The sequence below is a fragment of the Streptococcus gallinaceus genome, from assembly GCF_024170225.1.
In the GTDB taxonomy this organism is placed as follows: Bacteria; Bacillota; Bacilli; order Lactobacillales; family Streptococcaceae; genus Streptococcus; species Streptococcus gallinaceus.
In genome coordinates this window covers 260,226-277,763 of the sequence record NZ_JALJXU010000003.1, presented here as the reverse complement: position 1 = coordinate 277,763, position 17,538 = coordinate 260,226, and the positions used below count along the sequence as shown (strand labels likewise).

The 17,538-nt window shown below is 40.1% G+C and carries 17 protein-coding genes and 3 pseudogenes; 18 read left to right on the top strand and 2 right to left on the bottom strand.

The genetic code is table 11. The features are described from left to right. Positions 1–95 (top strand): annotated as a pseudogene (locus J2T50_RS10595) (CHAP domain-containing protein); the annotation flags it as partial. A 62-nt stretch (positions 96–157) separates the two neighbouring features. On the opposite strand, the gene J2T50_RS05510 reads toward J2T50_RS10595, so the two are convergent. Both J2T50_RS05510 and J2T50_RS05505 read right to left on the bottom strand, forming a co-directional pair. Beyond that, positions 158–1,003 carry a nucleotidyl transferase AbiEii/AbiGii toxin family protein gene (locus J2T50_RS05510; RefSeq protein WP_253364508.1) on the bottom strand — a complete coding sequence of 282 codons (846 nt, stop codon included), beginning with the start codon at positions 1,001–1,003 and terminating at the stop codon, positions 158–160. Next, the gene (locus tag J2T50_RS05505; RefSeq protein ID WP_253364505.1) at positions 1,000–1,590 is read right to left on the bottom strand and encodes a type IV toxin-antitoxin system AbiEi family antitoxin domain-containing protein; all 591 of its coding nucleotides are present in this window, start codon (positions 1,588–1,590) and stop codon (positions 1,000–1,002) included. The genes J2T50_RS05510 and J2T50_RS05505 overlap by 4 nt, the downstream gene beginning before the upstream one ends. Before the next feature lie 330 nt (positions 1,591–1,920). On the opposite strand from J2T50_RS05505, the pseudogene J2T50_RS05500 reads away from it, so the two are divergent. From J2T50_RS05500 to J2T50_RS05420, 17 genes and pseudogenes are all read left to right on the top strand, one after another. Then, a pseudogene (locus J2T50_RS05500) lies at positions 1,921–2,322 on the top strand (lactose/cellobiose PTS transporter subunit IIB); the annotation flags it as partial. Between the two features lie 71 nt (positions 2,323–2,393). Further along, positions 2,394–3,704, top strand: a pseudogene (lacG, locus tag J2T50_RS05495) (6-phospho-beta-galactosidase); the annotation flags it as partial. After that, complete coding sequence (locus J2T50_RS05490) at positions 3,634–4,473, top strand: aldose 1-epimerase family protein (protein ID WP_253364503.1); 840 nt, start codon at positions 3,634–3,636, stop codon at positions 4,471–4,473. The pseudogene lacG and the gene J2T50_RS05490, both read left to right, overlap by 71 nt. Before the next feature lie 138 nt (positions 4,474–4,611). Continuing rightward, positions 4,612–4,836, top strand: coding sequence for a helix-turn-helix domain-containing protein (locus tag J2T50_RS05485; RefSeq protein ID WP_253364501.1), 225 nt, complete (start codon positions 4,612–4,614; stop codon positions 4,834–4,836). A gap of 267 nt (positions 4,837–5,103) precedes the next feature. After that, positions 5,104–5,337, top strand: coding sequence for a DNA-binding protein (locus J2T50_RS05480; protein ID WP_253364499.1), 234 nt, complete (start codon positions 5,104–5,106; stop codon positions 5,335–5,337). A gap of 67 nt (positions 5,338–5,404) precedes the next feature. Beyond that, positions 5,405–5,845: a hypothetical protein gene (locus tag J2T50_RS05475; protein WP_253364496.1), complete on the top strand. Its 441-nt coding sequence runs from the start codon at positions 5,405–5,407 to the stop codon at positions 5,843–5,845. A 94-nt stretch (positions 5,846–5,939) separates the two neighbouring features. Further along, positions 5,940–6,788, top strand: coding sequence for a ribosome biogenesis GTPase YlqF (ylqF, locus tag J2T50_RS05470; protein ID WP_253364494.1), 849 nt, complete (start codon positions 5,940–5,942; stop codon positions 6,786–6,788). After that, complete coding sequence (gene rnhB, locus J2T50_RS05465; protein ID WP_253364492.1) at positions 6,775–7,542, top strand: ribonuclease HII; 768 nt, start codon at positions 6,775–6,777, stop codon at positions 7,540–7,542. Before ylqF ends, rnhB begins: the two co-directional genes overlap by 14 nt. A gap of 53 nt (positions 7,543–7,595) precedes the next feature. After that, positions 7,596–8,438, top strand: coding sequence for a DNA-processing protein DprA (gene dprA / locus J2T50_RS05460; RefSeq protein ID WP_253364490.1), 843 nt, complete (start codon positions 7,596–7,598; stop codon positions 8,436–8,438). A 91-nt stretch (positions 8,439–8,529) separates the two neighbouring features. Continuing rightward, on the top strand, positions 8,530–10,623 hold the full coding sequence (topA, locus tag J2T50_RS05455; protein ID WP_253364488.1) for a type I DNA topoisomerase: 2,094 nt from the start codon (positions 8,530–8,532) through the stop codon (positions 10,621–10,623). 293 nt (positions 10,624–10,916) lie between these two features. Next, entirely contained in the window at positions 10,917–11,402 is a 486-nt protein-coding gene (locus J2T50_RS05450; protein WP_253364486.1) for a hypothetical protein, read from the top strand. 101 nt (positions 11,403–11,503) lie between these two features. Next, positions 11,504–12,844, top strand: a complete 1,341-nt coding sequence (trmFO, locus tag J2T50_RS05445) for a methylenetetrahydrofolate--tRNA-(uracil(54)-C(5))-methyltransferase (FADH(2)-oxidizing) TrmFO (RefSeq protein ID WP_253364484.1) — start codon at positions 11,504–11,506, stop codon at positions 12,842–12,844. Between the two features lie 114 nt (positions 12,845–12,958). Further along, the gene (locus J2T50_RS05440) at positions 12,959–13,783 is read left to right on the top strand and encodes an alpha/beta hydrolase (RefSeq protein ID WP_253364482.1); all 825 of its coding nucleotides are present in this window, start codon (positions 12,959–12,961) and stop codon (positions 13,781–13,783) included. 11 nt (positions 13,784–13,794) lie between these two features. Then, positions 13,795–14,538, top strand: a complete 744-nt coding sequence (locus tag J2T50_RS05435) for an esterase family protein (protein ID WP_253364480.1) — start codon at positions 13,795–13,797, stop codon at positions 14,536–14,538. Positions 14,539–14,560: 22 nt separating this feature from the next. Continuing rightward, positions 14,561–15,730: an ATP-grasp domain-containing protein gene (locus J2T50_RS05430; protein WP_253364478.1), complete on the top strand. Its 1,170-nt coding sequence runs from the start codon at positions 14,561–14,563 to the stop codon at positions 15,728–15,730. 66 nt (positions 15,731–15,796) lie between these two features. Continuing rightward, positions 15,797–16,402, top strand: a complete 606-nt coding sequence (locus J2T50_RS05425) for an SP0191 family lipoprotein (protein ID WP_253364476.1) — start codon at positions 15,797–15,799, stop codon at positions 16,400–16,402. 86 nt (positions 16,403–16,488) lie between these two features. Beyond that, entirely contained in the window at positions 16,489–17,517 is a 1,029-nt protein-coding gene (locus J2T50_RS05420) for a YeiH family protein (RefSeq protein ID WP_253364474.1), read from the top strand. Positions 17,518–17,538: the final 21 nt, after the last annotated feature.

Here is a 17,538-nt window from a genome sequence, read left to right as displayed (position 1 = left end):
TCTCCGAAACCAACTACAATGGCAATCCAAACTACACCTTCCGTAAATTATCTGGAGTGGATAGTAGCTTGAGTTTTGCTTATACGACGAAATAAAAAAGGATATGCTAACAAAATGTATAAATGTTAGCATATCCTTTTTAATTTTTTGGTCACGATTAATCAGAATTTATAGAAATGAGAACTGTTATGAGACGAATCATCTCATCAAGAACATCTGCAAGGGAAATCCCCTTTGTATAGCTATATTTTTTCGAATAATTTTGCCATTGTTTATTCTGAATAGGGTCAGATTTGAAACTCTCGAGTAGGTCAATAATCTTTTCAAAATCGAGCTCTGTTTCGCGATATGAAAATGTTCTCTGACAGGCATTTTTCAACTGAATGAAGTCAATGTCTTCTTTCTTCAGTTTTGAAAGTATATAAACATCGTAAAAATCTTTGCTTCTGCTGTTCAAGAAGTTACGTGAATAGATGGTTTGAAGTTTCTCAGCTAGGATTGTTTCAATTGTATAAGCAATGATTGGAAAATTATCTTCATCAAAAATAGCTTTATAGTCGTATGTAATCGGCTGAGGAGTTACAACATCACCTGTCGCAATATCCAAATGGATAACTTGTTTAATATTCTCAAGTTGGCACAAAATGGTTGCTCGATAGCCACCATAGTCATCACTTTCTTTAATAGCTGTGATGGATTGAATCACAAAAGAAATACCTTCTTCTGAATCTGCTAAAATTTCCTTGAGTTGCTGCTTCACAGTATCTTCTGAAAGTGTCATTTGATGGAACAAAAAATCAATATCAACTGTGCTACGAGATTCAACTCCAATAACATTTGACAGTAGGAATCCTCCTTTGAAGATATAGTGATTTGAATAGCTACTTTGACTTAATTTTTTCAAAATCACTTCTAGAAAGTAATAGGTCATCACGGAATTAAAGGTTAATCCAGTATTCTTTGATATTTTATGACAGAGTGCTGTTAGCTTAGCTTTATTCATACTAGGACCTCCAGAGTTTGTTTGACCTTGTCCAAGGTGTTCATTTTTGTCGCATATTCATAGAGTTTTGTAAGATTTTTTTTAGGATAGTTTCCATAATGTTGAAGTGTTTTGATAAAAAGCTCAGTATCTATTTTTTCTCGATGAATCACAAAATCACAGATAATACGTTCGAAATCATGGACTCTTACCTCGTTTCCCATAGGGGTTTTTACAAGAGTAGTTCCTAGTTCGCTATATTCCTTAGAAACGGAATGAATGTTCAGATTAGCTGGAGGAGTATTAAAACGGTAACCTCTAGGAATGGTTACGTCAAAATATTGAGGAATTTCATCTGTAAATTGTTGCAGATAAAGTGCTGAGATATAAGAGAAAACAGCCTTGGGATATCGGTACTGAAAGAAGAAGTATTCGTCGTAGTCTCCATTCTGGGTTAGAAAAATTCCTTTTTCGATGCGGTATAGAATTCCTTCTTTTTCTAGTCTTGTCAAATATATTGTTGGAATATTTAGAGCTTTACAATCTTTATAGGTGATAATGCCATTGTGGTTTTCTATAAATTCAAGTAGAATCTCTTTTTTTGACATGCTTACTCCTTTCTATGTTGCTTTTACACTACAATTTTACAACATTTGTAGTGTAAAAGCAACATTTTCTTTTCCCCGAACTTAATGTGATAACAAAATCAAACCTTCTTTTTTATGATGGTATTGAACTTGGGCTACGAGCTGTACAAAAAAGAGAGTTTCTCCTAGAACGGAAAGTTCTTCGTCAAAACTCCTATTTTTGTCGTGCTCGCTTAACGCCCTCGTATCTAATAAAGAGTGACAGTTTGTTGCTACGGAAAAAAGAAAAGAAGGACTATTTATGACCAAAACATGTAATCATCACTTTCTTGTCAATCAGATAAAGTAGAAAATAGCTTGAAAGAGAAAGTGGCAGCTAACTTCAATACTGCCAAAGCAGATGCTATTCTTGAAAAAGCTGCAGTTGATACCGAAATTTCTGAACAAACCAACGTTCTGGTACTTTGTGCAGGAGGCGGTACAAGTGGATTGCTTGCCAACGCTTTAACTAAAGCTGCAAAAGAATACGGTGTTCCAGTCACAGCGACAGCAGGAAGCTATGGTGCTCACCGTGAAATTTTGCCTGAGTATCAATTAGTCATCCTTGCACCTCAAGTAGCATCGAACTACGATGACATTAAACAAGAAACTGATGCATTGGGCATTAAACTTGCCAAAACTGAAGGGGCTCAATACATTAAGCTCACACGTGATGGTCAGGGTGCACTTGACTTTGTCAAACAACAGTTTTAATCAAAGGGGGAGGGAGTTATAATCTCCAACTCCTACCCCTTTATTTATTTTTGATAGAAGAAGGTAGGCATATGGTTAAAACATTACCGAAAGATTTTATATTTGGTGGAGCAACTGCTGCATATCAAGCAGAGGGTGCCACAAAGTCAGATGGAAAAGGTCGTGTTGCATGGGATAAGTATCTGGAAGATAATTACTGGTACACTGCGGAACCAGCTTCTGATTTTTATAATCGTTACCCAGTTGATTTAGAACTAAGTGAACAATTTGGGGTAAACGGCATTCGTATTTCAATTGCGTGGTCTCGTATCTTCCCAACAGGCTTTGGAGAAGTGAATCCAAAGGGAGTAGAGTTTTACCATAAATTATTTGCGGAATGTCATAAACGTCACGTAGAACCATTTGTAACGCTTCACCATTTTGATACTCCAGAAACACTCCATTCTAATGGTGATTTTCTAAATCGAGATAACATTGAACACTTTGTCAATTACGCAGCATTTTGCTTCAAAGAATTCCCTGAAGTTAATTACTGGACAACCTTTAATGAAATCGGTCCAATTGGTGACGATCAGTATCTTGTTGGGAAGTTCTCACCAGGGATTCAATATGATCTTTCTAAAGTATTCCAATCTCATCACAATATGATGGTTTCACATGCTAAGGCAGTTAAGCTCTACAAGGATGCTGGTTATAGCGGAGAAATTGGGGTTGTACATGCACTGCCGACGAAATATCCTTATGATCCAACCAATCCTGACGATGTCCGTGCAGCGGAACTCGAAGATATTATTCACAATAAATTTATCCTAGATGCTACATACTTGGGTTACTATTCTGAAAAAACACTTGAAGGTGTTCGCCATATTCTGAAAGTAAATGGTGGGGAATTAGACCTTCGTGATGAAGACTTTGCTGCCTTAGATGCTGCAAAAGATTTGAACGACTTCTTGGGCATCAATTACTATATGAGTGATTGGATGAGAGCTCATGATGGAGAAACTGAAATTATCCATAATGGTAAAGGTGAAAAGGGAAGTTCTAAGTATCAAATCAAAGGAGTTAGTCGTAGAGAGTCCCCAGTTGATATTCCAAAAACGGACTGGGATTGGATTATCTATCCACAAGGTCTTTATGACCAAATTATGCGTGTGAAAAATGACTATCCAAACTATAAGAAAATCTACATCACTGAAAATGGTCTAGGCTATAAAGATGAATTTGTAGATGGCACAGTTTGTGACGATAGTCGAATTGATTATGTGAAAAAGCATTTAGAAGTGATTTCGGATGCTATATCAGATGGTGCCAATGTTAAAGGTTATTTCATCTGGTGTCGAGTATCTTTGGCAAGGAGATCCGACCTATTGGAGTGGTCAAGCACCAGTTCTATTTCCGATTTGTGGAAGTTTACGAAATGATTGGGCTATCTATGAACCTGCAGAAAGACCGACATTTACAGGCACAATTCCAAGGCATGGACTTGTACGAAAAATGATGTTCAAAAATGTAAGAAGAACTGAAAATTCTTTGGAATTTTCTATTTCATCAAATGAGGAAACCGTAAAAAATTACCCATTTGAATTTGAACTTTCCATTAACTACTCACTACATGGCAATACAATTCGGACTGAATATCGTGTGAAAAATCTTGATGGACATAGAAAGCTACCTTACTTTATTGGGGGTCATCCAGGTTTTAATTGTCCCTTGTTGGATGGTGAGAGTTATGAAGACTATTATTTAGAATTTGAAAAAGTAGAATCTTGTACAGTACCTAGAAGTTTTCCAGAAACTGGCTTACTTGATCTGCGAGATCGCCGGCCATTCTTGGAAAATCAAAAGACCTTGAACTTGTCCTATCAACTCTTTGAGCATGATGCCATAACATTGGATCAATTAGCATCTCGAAAGGTAACCTTGAAATCCAAAAATCATCAGAAAAAACTTTCGATTGCATTTGATGATTTTCCATATTTAGTGATTTGGTCAACTACAAATCAGAGTCCCTTTATCGCACTAGAGCCTTGGAGCGGACTCTCTACATCACTAGAAGAATCTGACATATTCAATGCCAAACGAAATATTAGTTACGTCGCTCCAAAAGAAGTTGATAAAAAACATTTTGATATTATTATCGACATAGATTAAACTTAAAATTCAGATAATGAAGCTACTCTCAAACCGTCTAATTTGTAAAGAAATGAACGGTTTGGGAGTTTTATTTATTAGAACAATATATCAAGTTTCTCCTAGTTAACCTCTATACTTTTCTTAGGAGAAAGCTATATGTACCAACGTATAAGGGATTTGAGAGAAGACAATGATTTCACTCAAAAATACGTTGCCGAAAAACTTTCGTTTACCCACTCTGCTTATGCAAAAATTGAGCGAGGGGAACGTATTTTATCGGCAGATGTGATAATAAAACTTTCAAATCTATATGATGTCAGTACTGATTATTTGTTGGGGCAAACTGACTTTCCCCACCGAATAAAGAATAATATAAAATAGTCCCTCCTGATTTGTTCGTTGACAATTGAATAATTCTAGGTGGGACTTTATTTATTTGTTGAGCAATAAAATGTAATGCGCCAGGAAATGAGCGAAAATCATTTATTCAAAAATAGGATGGTAACCTATCTGCCATGACACAAATAATGATAATGATACTTCTGACCGTTTAGGCTGCCAGCGTAAAAGGACAGCGGGTGAAATTCCCATGAGTGATATAACCAGTCATACCCACAATGGATAAAAATATAAGAGAAAGAAGTAAATATGAAAATAAAGTTTGTATCTGTTGAAAATAGTATCGCTGAATGGGCAGATAAAAAAGCACTAATGAGAAGATGGGAAGGATTAAATCAATATACTTTGAATAGATGGTTAAGTGAAATGAGAGAAAGTAAACAGTTTAAAGAACATGTAATCAATCCAACTTATAAATTAGTCTTTATTAATTTAGAAGGATTTGAAGAGTTCTTAAGATGGAAACAAAGGGCGGTAAAATAAAGAAAATCGTGGTATAATAGACATTATCAATTTTTCTATTCTGCAAAGTGAAGGTACTGATTTAGCTATGAGAGATATTATGGAGCGTGTAGGTCATGCTAATTATGAAACTACAATCGGCTATACTCATAGACAAACTAACTCTCAAGAAAAAGCAGTGAATGCATTAAATAATTTTATTGATAAAAATCAAATTTCGTTCACTGCTTTAAAGTCTTGGTCCTGTAAGTATTCTCAACCAATAAACGATTGGATTGAAAACCACTATGAAAGCAGAAAATCAAATTTAAATTTAGACGAATTCCGATATGAAAGCAGAAAATCAAATTTAAATTTAGACGAATTCCGAAATATAATTGGAATTAAAGAAAGTTATCTTCCAAGGCATATTAATGTTAATATCCTACCAAAGTTATTAAAAGATATTAAGAAATATCATTCAAATTTTGATATTAAATGTATTCGAGAAGGAAAGCAAAAAATTATTGGGTATGAAATGGTTTGGTAAAATCAGTCTAAATTTGGTGACTTTTTGGTGACCTGATAGAATTTAGACAAGTTTACCACCGTCAAACCCTTGATACGAAAGGAATTATACACACATGGCTATTATTCAATGGTTTCCAGGGCACATGTCGAAGGCCCGGCGCCAAGTACAAGAAAATATTAAATTTGTGGATTTTGTGACGATTTTGGTAGATGCTCGTCTGCCTCTTTCTAGTCAAAATCCAATGTTGACGAAAATTGTTGGGGACAAGCCCAAGCTTATGATTTTGAATAAATCTGATTTGGCGGACCCCATTCTCACAAAAGAATGGCAACAATTTTATGAAAAACAGGGTGTAAAAACTCTCTGCATCAACTCAAAAGAGCAGTCCACTGTCAAGAAAGTTACGGATGCCGCTAAGTCGCTAATGGCTGATAAAATTGCTCGTCAACGCGAACGCGGGATTCAAATTGAAACCTTGCGCACCATGATTATCGGTATTCCAAACGCAGGAAAATCCACTCTGATGAACCGCCTTGCTGGGAAAAAAATTGCTGTTGTCGGCAATAAACCCGGTGTGACTAAGGGACAGCAGTGGTTGAAGTCCAACAAAGATTTGGAAATTTTGGACACGCCAGGTATTTTATGGCCAAAATTCGAAGATCAAGAAGTAGCCATGAAGCTTGCCTTAACTGGTGCTATTAAAGACCAACTTTTGCCAATGGACGAGGTCACTATTTTTGGACTAAATTATTTTAAAACCTATTACCCTAATCGTCTCAAAGAGCGTTTCAAACAAATGAATCTTGAAGATGAGGCGCCCGAGATTATCATGGATATGACTCAAAAACTCGGTTTCCGCGATGATTATGACCGTTTTTATACGCTATTTGTCAAGGAAATTCGTGATGGAAAATTAGGACTCTATACCCTAGATCGTGTGGCAACCGATGCAAACGATTAAAGAAATTATAGCCATTTTAGCAGAGGCTAGAGACTTGAATGATGCTCGATTTGACCAGTTTGCAGATGATAGCCGGGCTGGTGTTCAAAAGGCGATCACCAAGCGGAAAAAAGAGATTCAAGCGGAACTTGATGAGGAAATCCGTCTCGATGAAATGCTGCGCTATGAAAAGGCACTTTATCAAGATGGAGTGACGCTTATTGCGGGGATTGATGAGGTTGGTCGTGGCCCCTTGGCGGGTCCCGTAGTCGCTGCAGCGGTTATTTTGCCTCAAAATTGTAAAATTAAAGGGTTAAATGACTCCAAAAAGATTCCTAAGAAGAAGCACCAGCTCATTTATGAACAGGTGATGGCAGAAGCTTTGGCAGTTGAGATAGGGATTAAGGACCAGACGGTCATTGATCAGGTTAATATCTACGAGGCTACAAAATTAGCCATGTTGGATGCCATTTCGCAGCTGAGTCCGCAGCCCCAAGCCTTGCTGATTGATGCCATGAAACTGGACATTCCAATCGCTCAGCAATCCATCATCAAGGGAGATGCCAATAGCCTTTCTATCGCAGCTGCATCTATTGTGGCTAAGGTTACACGAGATCAGATGATGGCAGACTATGACAAAGAATTTCCAGGTTATGATTTTGCGCAAAATGCTGGCTATGGGACAAAGTCTCATCTGGAAGGACTGGAAAAATTGGGCGTCAGTCCCATTCATCGTCAGACATTTGAACCAATCAAATCCATGCTAAATAAATAGAAATCTCGCAGAAATGCGGGATTTTTTTCGAATAGTTTAGGTGGAGGAAGAATATGAACAATTTTGAATTATTTAAATTAAAAAAGGCTGGATTGACTAATCTCAATATCCACAAGATTTTAGAATACCGACAAAGGACCGATAAGAAGCTTAGCGTCCGAGATATGGCGGTGGTGTCAGCCTGCAAGAATCCGATACTTTTCATAGAGAGTTATAAAAATTTGGACGTTCAGCAGTGCCGAGAGGAATTTAATCAATTTCCGTCATTTTCAATCTTGGATGATGTCTATCCGATGGAGTTAAAAGAAATTTACAATCCACCCGTTTTGCTCTTTTATCAAGGAGATTTAGAACTGCTTGAGCAGCCCAAGTTAGCCATTGTAGGTGCGCGTGATGCTAGCAAGACAGGTGTTGCATCAGTCAAAAAAATAGTTCAAGAGTTACAGAATCGCTTCGTAGTTGTTAGCGGCTTGGCTCGTGGCATTGATACAGCGGCCCATATTGCCAGTTTGAAAAATGGTGGAAAAACCATTGCCGTGATTGGGTGTGGGTTGGACGTCTATTATCCCAAGGAAAATCGGGAACTTCAGGATTATATTGCCAAGCATCACTTGATTTTATCAGAATATCCGACGCAGGCAGAGCCTAAGAAATTTCATTTTCCAGAGCGAAATCGGATTATCGCCGGTCTCAGCCAAGGGATTGTCGTAGCAGAAGCCAAGATGCGCTCAGGGAGCTTGATTACCTGCGAACGTGCTCTGGAAGAAGGGCGGGAAGTATTTGCTATTCCGGGGTCTATTTTGGACGGAAAATCGGACGGCTGTCATCATTTAATCCAAGAAGGCGCAAAGTGTATTACAACAGGTTTTGACGTTCTTTCTGAGTATTCTTTTTAAATGAAGTTTTCCTATAGAAAAATAAAAATCTTGACACACACCTAAAAATAGTTTATTCTTTGTGAAGTTAAATTTATTTGAAGGTAGAAAAATGGCTACAAAAACAGCTAGTAAGAAAAAATCAACTACGAAGAAAAACTTGGTGATCGTGGAGTCTCCAGCCAAAGCCAAGACAATTGAAAAATATCTGGGGAGAAATTACAAGGTAATGGCCTCAGTTGGTCATATTCGTGACTTGAAGAAATCAACTATGTCGATTGATTTTGACAATAATTACGAGCCGCAGTATATCAATATTCGTGGCAAAGGTCCGCTCATTAACTCCTTGAAAAAGGAAGCTAAGAATGCCAAAAAAGTTTATCTGGCGAGTGACCCGGACCGTGAGGGAGAAGCGATTTCTTGGCATTTATCACACATCCTTGATTTGGATGAAAAAGATGCCAATCGTGTGGTTTTCAACGAGATTACAAAAGATGCGGTCAAAAATGCCTTCAAGGAACCACGTGCCATTAACCGTGACTTGGTAGATGCCCAGCAAGCTCGCCGTGTCTTGGACCGGATTGTGGGGTATTCAATCTCCCCTATTCTTTGGAAAAAGGTCAAGAAAGGCCTGTCAGCTGGTCGGGTGCAATCCGTTGCCCTCAAGCTGATTATTGACCGGGAAAATGAAATCAATCAGTTCCAACCAGAAGAATATTGGACCATTGATGCGACCTTCAAAAAAGGGACGAAAAAGTTCCAAGCTTTATTCTATGGCCTTGATGGCAAGAAGATGAAGTTGGAAAATAATGAGCAGGTCAAAGAAGTATTGGCTCGTCTTAAGGGCGATGACTTTGTTGTAGAACAAGTGGAGCGGAAAGAACGCAAACGCAATGCTCCCCTGCCATACACGACTTCAACCATGCAGATGGATGCTGCTAATAAAATCAATTTCCGTACGCGAAAAACCATGATGGTAGCCCAGCAACTCTATGAAGGGATTAATGTTGGTTCTGGCGGGACACAAGGTCTGATTACCTATATGCGTACAGACTCTACTCGTATTAGTCCAGTTGCTCAAGCACAAGCAGCCGAATTCATAACGGATCGCTTTGGTGAAAAGTATTCTAAGCACGGCAACCGTGTCAAAAATGCGGCTGGTGCACAGGATGCCCACGAAGCCATTCGTCCATCAAATGTCTTCCTGACGCCTGAGTCGATTGCCCGTCACTTGGACAAAGACCAACTAAAACTCTATACTCTCATCTGGAATCGATTTGTTGCAAGTCAGATGACAGCAGCAATCTTTGATACGATGAAAGTAGCTCTAGGTCAAAATGGAGTCCAATTCTCAGCCAACGGTAGCCAAGTGAAATTCGATGGTTACATGGCGGTTTACAACGATGCAGATAAGAATAAAATGTTGCCAGATATGGCCATTGGCGATACAGTTGTCCGTTCGATGACCAATCCTGAACAGCACTTTACTCAGCCACCTGCTCGTTATTCTGAGGCGACCTTGATTAAGACTTTGGAGGAAAATGGTGTAGGACGTCCATCGACTTACGCTCCGACTATCGAAACCATCCAAAAACGCTATTACGTAAAATTGGCAGCAAAACGGTTTGAGCCAACAGAGCTTGGCGAAATTGTCAACAAGCTGATTGTAGAGTTCTTCCCAGACATCGTAAACGTCGCTTTTACGGCCGAAATGGAGCAGAAGCTGGATGATGTCGAGATTGGTAAAGAAGAGTGGCAGAAAGTTATCGACGAGTTTTACAAGCCTTTCCAAGTTGAATTGAGCAAGGCTGAAACGGAAATGGAAAAAATCCAAATCAAGGATGAGCCTGCTGGATTTGATTGTGACGTGTGTGGTCATTCTATGGTCATCAAATTGGGCCGTTTCGGAAAATTCTATGCATGTAGCAATTTCCCAGATTGCCGCAACACCAAGCAAATTACCAAGGAAATCGGTGTCGTCTGTCCTGACTGTCAAAAAGGCCAAGTGATTGAGCGTAAAAGTAAGCGAAATCGCATTTTCTACGGATGCGACCGCTATCCAGAGTGTGAATTCACTTCTTGGGATAAGCCAGTTGGGCGCGCATGTCCAAAATGTGACCATTATTTGGTAGAAAAGAAGGTCCGCGGCGGTGGCAAGCAAGTCATCTGTCCAAATGGAGACTATGAAGAAGAAAAAGTGAAATAACATAAAATACATTATGTAAACCCCACCTCTCTGAAACTATTGTAATTTCAAAGAGGTGGGGTGTTTTTATAAATTTTCCTTTCTGCGAGAACAATAGGAAATATGCTATAATACTAATTGTAGTTGATGAGGGAATCCCCTCTCTAAAGCACACGTCATCAAAAGGATGGATTATATGAAGCAGTAGCGCGCATTCTGAAAAAAGTCATACTATAAAAATAGAAAAATCAAGCACGTCTTCTACTAAATCAAGTGAGAAGAAGACCACCTATAGTCCAAAACAAGATGCTTCTTTGGCAAAAACAACTGTGCTTTTCAATGGAGCAGATGTTGTGCAAGCAAAAATAATGCAGCGTTATGCAGAATTGACGTCAGTCTTTGATTATACGAATTTCACACCTGAAATGGCTCAAGAACGCATTGCCGAGCTTGCTAGTCTCAATACCTCTGGCGTAGCAAATGAAGAAGATAAGGCGACGCTAGTATCACTAGCTGATACTTTAACAGGTTTTAAACCTAGTCAAGGTGGCACAAAATTGCTAGAGCTAGGCATTTTCAAAGATACTACGCAAAAAGCTGCTGAAGATGGCTCATATGATGCAGTTTATCAAATCTTAGTTTCAATTGAGACAGAGGTTGAGGGGCAAGTCAAGGGAAAATCCTCTATAATCGGCATGGTTTGGATGAAAGGAGATAAAATCCAATCCACGACCAGTATCGCAGATCTAGGCAAAGTAGTCGACGCCCAAGAGTTCTTTGAATCCCTTTCTGAAAAGTAAACACTCTCCCATTCGCTTGAATGGGATTTTTTTGATATACTACTAAAGTTAACTATTTTAGAAAGATTTGAGGGACTCTGTCCCAAAGAGGTATTAGTTTCATGTCTCAATCTGTTGATTATATCAATGTCGTCGGAGCTGGTTTGGCCGGTTCCGAAGCAGCTTACCAAATCGCTAAACGTGGCATCAAGGTTAAGCTTTACGAAATGCGTGGGGTCAAACCAACGCCACAACACAAAACAGCTAATTTTGCCGAGCTAGTTTGTTCCAACTCTTTCCGTGGAGATTCATTGACAAATGCAGTTGGTCTCTTGAAAGAAGAAATGCGTCGTTTGGACTCCATTATCATGCGTAACGGTGAAGAACACCGTGTGCCTGCTGGTGGGGCGATGGCTGTTGACCGCGAGGGATACGCGGAAGCAGTGACTGCTGAATTGCACAATCACCCACTGATTGAAGTGGTACGCGGTGAAATTACGGAAATTCCAGAAGATGCTGTAACGGTTATTGCGACTGGTCCATTGACCAGCGATAGCTTGGCTGCGAAAATTCACGAACTCAATGGTGGAGATGGATTTTATTTCTACGATGCGGCAGCTCCTATTGTTGACGTGAATACGATTGATATGGATAAGGTCTACCTCAAGTCTCGTTACGATAAGGGGGAAGCGGCTTACCTCAACTGCCCAATGACGAAAGAGGAGTTTTTAGCCTTCCAAGAAGCCCTTATCAATGCTGAGGAAGCTCCGCTGAATTCATTTGAAAAAGAGAAATATTTCGAAGGTTGTATGCCAATCGAGGTCATGGCTAAGCGTGGTGTCAAAACTATGTTGTACGGTCCAATGAAACCAGTTGGTTTGGAATATCCAGAAGACTACAACGGTCCACGTGATGGCGAGTTCAAAACTCCTTATGCGGTTGTGCAATTGCGCCAAGATAATGCTGCTGGTTCGCTCTACAATATCGTTGGTTTCCAAACGCACTTAAAATGGGGCGAGCAGAAGCGTGTTTTCCAAATGATTCCAGGTCTTGAAAATGCAGAGTTTGTCCGTTATGGCGTTATGCATCGCAATTCATACATGGACTCACCAAATCTCCTCAATCCAACATTTGCGACGCGTAAGAACCCAAATCTTTTCTTTGCAGGTCAAATGACTGGTGTGGAAGGTTACGTAGAATCAGCTGCCAGCGGACTTGTAGCTGGTATCAATGCAGTTCGTCGTTTTCGTGGAGAAGAAGAGGTGGTCTTCCCGCAGACAACTGCTATCGGTTCATTACCGCACTACATCACTCACACTGAAAGCAAGCACTTCCAGCCAATGAATGTCAACTTTGGTATTATCAAAGAGTTGGAAGGACCACGTATCCGAGATAAGAAAGAGCGCTATGAGACGATTGCTCAACGTGCCTTGACAGATTTGGAAGCGTATTTGAATTATTAAAAAAACAGGCGTTTATCGCTTGTTTTCTTTTTTGCAAAAGTTATTGAATATTCTGACAACTTTTGTTATAATATGCCATAATATATAGATATCTATTAAAGAAATGAGCTGACCATGAACAAATCTTATTTTTACCTTGACATGAAAACGCATGAATTGCCTGTGCCCTACAGCAATTCCAAGCGCCGCATACGAGTACTGTTACCGAAAAATTATGACCAGAAGACCGAGCAAGACTATCCGGTTGTTTATTTCCATGATGGTCAAAATGTCCTCTATAGCAAGGAAGCTTTTTCTGGACATTCTTGGAAAATTATTCCGACTCTGAAGCGGAATCCAGACATTGCTCCTATGATTATCGTTGTAATTGATAACGATGGTTTCCAACGAATGAACGAATATTCAGCTTGGAAGTACCAGGAGTCCACTATTCCTGGCATGCAGTTTGGAGGGCAGGGCAGAGAGTATGCGGATTTTGTTATGGAAGTAGTCAAACCGTTCATCGACGAGCATTATCGGACTAAGCCTGACAAAGCGCACACCGCTATGATTGGTTCTTCTCTGGGAGGTAACATCACACAGTTTATGGGTTTGGCCTATCAGGACCAAATCGGTTGTTTGGGCGTTTTCTCGTCAGCCAATTGGTTACATCAAGAGGCTTTTGACCGCTATATGGAGCGAATGGAGCTAGATAGCCAGCAACGAGTCTATATCTATGTCGGAACGGAGGAGGCGGATGATACAGATAAGACGCTGATGGCTGGAAATATCAAGCAGGCCTACATCGACTCATCCCTTTCTTATTATCGTCGCTTGATTGCGGGAGGACTTCCTTTGGATAATATTTCCCTAGAAGTGATTTCAGGGGCGATTCATAACGAAGAGGCTTGGTCGCTGTATTTGCCGGCTTGTATCCGATTTTTAAGTGAGAAGTGGTAGGAGGAAAATAGATGCATTTTGAACATTTACATCATTGGTCAGGAAATCTCGGCCGAGAAATGACTTTAAATCGCTATGGACATGCGGGAGTCCCAGTTGTTGTCTTTCCGTCATCAGGTGGTTCTATTGATGAATATGCGGATTTTGGAATGATTGAAGCCTGCAAAGATTTCATCGAAGCTGGAAGAGTTCAATTTTTCACCTTGACTAGTATTGATAGCGAGTCCTGGTTGGCTGAATGGAAGTCCATTCACGACCGTGCTTTGGTGCATGCTGCTTACGAAAATTATGTGATTCAAGAGGCTATTCCTTTTATCAAGCATCTAACAGGCTGGTTTGACTCCATGATGACGACAGGGTGCTCTATGGGAGCCTATCACGCGCTCAATATTTTTCTCCAGCATCCGGATGTTTTTAATAAGGTTATTGCCTTATCTGGCATTTACGATGCGCGCTTTTTCAATCAGCAAGCGGATTATGGGCAAGATGACCTTGTCTTTCAAAATTCTCCAGTAGACGCCATTTGGCTACAAAATGATGGCTGGTTTATTGACCGTTATCGCCAATCGGATATTATTGTCTGCACGGGTCAGGGAACTTGGGAAGCAGATGGACTTCCAAGTTTTTACAAAATGAAAGAGGCTTTCGAGCACAAGCAAATTCCAGCTTGGTTTGATGAGTGGGGTGGAGATGTCGCCCATGACTGGGAATGGTGGCGCCGTCAGATGCCTTATTTCCTCCAGCACATTTTATGATTTCTCAGAAAGGACAAAACTGATGAACTATCTTATTATTTCTCCTTACTATCCAGAAAATTTCCAGCAATTTACCATCGAATTAGCCCAAAAAGAGGGAATTACTGTTCTTGGAATTGGTCAAGAACCCTATGAACAATTGGGTTCTGACTTGCAGCAAGCTTTGACAGAGTATTTTCGGGTTGAAAACCTAGAAGATATTGATGAAGTCAAGCGCGCCCTTGCCTTTCTATTTTACAAACACGGTCCAATTGACCGGATTGAATCTCACAATGAATATTGGCTAGAACAAGATGCTATCTTGCGGGAGCAATTTCATGTTTTTGGTGCCAAACCACGTGATTTGAAAAAGACAAAATTCAAATCAGAAATGAAAAAATATTTCCAAAAAGCAGGTGCACCAGTTGTTCTTGGAATTGTCGTTCGCTCTGTCAAAGATAGTCAACGTGCTGTCAAGAAAATTGGTTTTCCTATGATTGCCAAGCCCGACAATGGTGTGGGAGCAGCGGCGACCTACAAATTGAGTAATCAAGAAGATTTAGAACGATTTTTGGCAGAATGGGATCAGAGTACTACTTATTTCTTCGAAGAATTTGTCAATTCTAACCAACTTTGCACCTATGACGGCTTGATTGACCACCAAGGCAATATCGTATTTGAAACGAGCTTTAACTACGTCTACACGCCATTAACCCTGATCACAGAGCAAAAAGACAATGCTTATTATGTGGTCAAAGAAATAGATCCAAAATTACAAGCTTACGGCCGAGCCATTATACAAGCATTTGCCATGAAAGAGCGCTTTTTCCACATCGAATTTTTCAGAACTGCAGATGATTATATCGCATTAGAATACAATAACCGCCCAGCAGGTGGCTTTACTGTGGATGTCTATAATTTTGCGCATTCCATTGATTTGTACAGAGATTACGCTCAGGTTGTTGCCGGTGAGCCAGTCGCGGAGCGGATTTTTGAAACGCGTTATTGTCTTGCGACGACGCGGAGAAATCAGACACAGTACCATTATAGCCACGAAGAGATTTGTGAAAAATTTGCCCAGCAACTTAAGGCTGTCAAACTCATGCCAGAAGCCTTTGCGGCCTTACAAGGGGATGTGCTTTATATGCTGACTGCTGATAGTGAAGAGGAAGTGCAGCAGATGGTGGCAGAGATTGGGCGGCCCGTTTTCTGACTAGTCCATGACAAGCCTTTCAATCTTTGATATAATGAGGTTGTAGTCACGCATTAGGAGGAATATATGAAAAAGAAATACTATCTACTTGCCCTAGCGAGTGTCTTGGTTTTAGGGGCATGTAGCGCACAAAAATCTGAGAAAAAGTTGACAACTCCCTCATCAAGCATTGCCAAAATTGAGAATAAATTATTCAGCAGCAGTCAAACAGAGCAATCGTCTAGCACAACAGCGAGCTCGTCTGAAGCGAATGGTGAGACGACAAAAAAATACCAGTACCAATTACAAGCAAATGGTGTTACACAGACTCAGGTCTACGAAGTGACCTATAACGGGGCCCAGTTCCAACGCCTTCTGTTGACCTTAACTCAGCCACTTCCCGCTGAACAAGCAGCAGCACTCAATGATTCCAACCGCGAAGAGTATCTTCGTATCCTACGCGAAGCACCAGGTATCAAAGAAGCAGAAGGAGTGCAGGGCATGACGGCTACGGTTAATTTAAACGAACAAAACCAACCAGTCATTGCTTTTGACATGGATATGCAGCAACTGGACATTGATGCAGCTTCAAAAATCACTAGTTTCGGCCCAATGTTTTCTGGATTGAAAAACATGTCTCCGACAGACTTTATCAAGGGACTTGAGTTCTTAGGCGCAACAGAAATCAAATAATACGTAAGCCAGGCTGTTGGATGAGCTTGGTTTCTCTTTATTTTTTTGAAAATTAGGTTTATAATGAGACAAAGAAAGGGGAGAATATGAAAACTATTCAGGAGCGCTCTTACGGGTTAGGGATTTGTATCTTGATTGCCGGTGTGAGCCATTTTCTAGGAAAAGAATTTACAATTGTTGGAGGTGCGGTTTTTGCTATTTTAATCGGTATGCTGCTTAGTCCCACTATTAGCAAAATGGAAATTTTTCAGCCGGGAATCACCTATACTTCTAAGAAAATTTTGCAGTATGCCGTGATCTTGCTTGGATTTGGCTTGAATTTGCAGGTCATTTTGCAGACTGGTCAGCAGTCACTTCCCATTATCCTAACGACCATAGCAACGTCATTGCTGATTGCTTATGTTTTGCAGAAAAAGCTAGGTTTATCGACTAACATGGCAACTTTGATTGGAGTGGGTTCTTCCATTTGCGGAGGGTCTGCAATTGCAGCAACGGCACCTGTGATTGATGCTAATGATGAAGAAGTGGCGCAAGCTATTTCGGTTATTTTTCTCTTTAACATTTTGGCTGCGCTCATTTTCCCGACTCTGGGGAGTTTGCTCGGTTTTTCTACTACTTCAGGTCAGGCATTTGGGATTTTTGCCGGAACAGCTGTGAATGATACTTCATCGGTAACAGCGGCTGCAGCAACCTGGGATAGTCTTTACCACTTGGGGGCCCAAACTTTGAATAAGGCCGTTACCGTGAAACTTACGAGAACACTGGCCATTATCCCAATCACATTAGGACTGTCTTACTGGCGGGCTAGACAAGCAAAAGCAGCGGAAAAATCAGTGTCTCTCAAGCGAGTCTTTCCGGTCTTCATCCTCTATTTTGTCCTAGCTAGTATCGTGACGACTTTGGCTCTTGCAGCGGGAGTACCTGCGACATTTTTTAGCCCAATAAAGGAAGTCTCAAAATTTTTCATCATTATGGCAATGGCAGCAGTAGGACTTAAAACCAATATCGTTCAGCTGATTAAAAAAGGTGGTAAACCAATTTTACTGGGGCTATCTTGCTGGGTTGGAATTATTCTCGTTTCTCTCATGATGCAATTTTTGATGGGATATATTTAAAATAAAAAGTTATTGATTGCA